At 59.3% G+C, this 487-nt stretch carries 1 protein-coding gene; it reads right to left on the bottom strand.

Features of this window, described 5'->3' with window-relative positions:
* Window positions 1–156: 156 nt before the first annotated feature.
* Complete coding sequence (locus EN750_RS38520; protein WP_127320453.1) at window positions 157–435, bottom strand: usg protein; 279 nt, start codon at window positions 433–435, stop codon at window positions 157–159.
* Between the last annotated feature and the right edge of the window lie 52 nt (window positions 436–487).

The following is a 487-nucleotide window of genomic DNA, read 5'->3' as shown; positions in this document are numbered from 1 at the left end:
CATCTGGTTTCAGGCTAGCGCGGCAGGATCGTTTTACAACATGGAAATTGGAAATCTTGGAGCGGAGATTGTTGGCGCTGCGTGGGGCCGGCAAGAGCCTGCTCCAACGTCGTCGCTCCGGGGGCGAAGCAGGAGCGGAGTCCGTCCCAAAGACCTCTAGTGGACCGTGATGATGCCCTCGACGGCTCGCCACTCCGAAGGCCGGATGAGCCGGTGATGAGCAACGCGGACCGAGTGCAGCGGACCGTCGAGTTCGCGCTCCCAATATTGGAGAAAGCCCTTGAGTTCGGGAAAGGCCGGAGCGAGATCATAGTCCTGCCAGACATAGAGCTGAAGCAGGCTCGGATGATCAGGCAGGTGATAGTGGATTTCGGCCGTCGTCAGGCCATAACCTTCCATTTGCAGGCGGAATTCGCTGCTGACCGTATCGGCCATGTCTTTCTCCTTCTCTCTCCGTTCAGGCCTCCAGCCCGCGACGTCCGTATTG

The sequence above is a fragment of the Mesorhizobium sp. M7A.F.Ca.ET.027.03.2.1 genome, assembly GCF_003999175.1.
Taxonomy (GTDB): Bacteria; Pseudomonadota; Alphaproteobacteria; order Rhizobiales; family Rhizobiaceae; genus Mesorhizobium.
The sequence above is the reverse complement of the archived record's forward strand: the minus strand, read 5'-3'. Positions and strand labels throughout refer to the sequence as shown.

Excerpts from the sequence above, each read along its gene's own strand:
- EN750_RS38520 (WP_127320453.1), bottom strand. The coding sequence starts at position 435 with ATGGCCGATACGGTCAGCAGCGAATTCCGCCTGCAAATGGAAGGTTAT.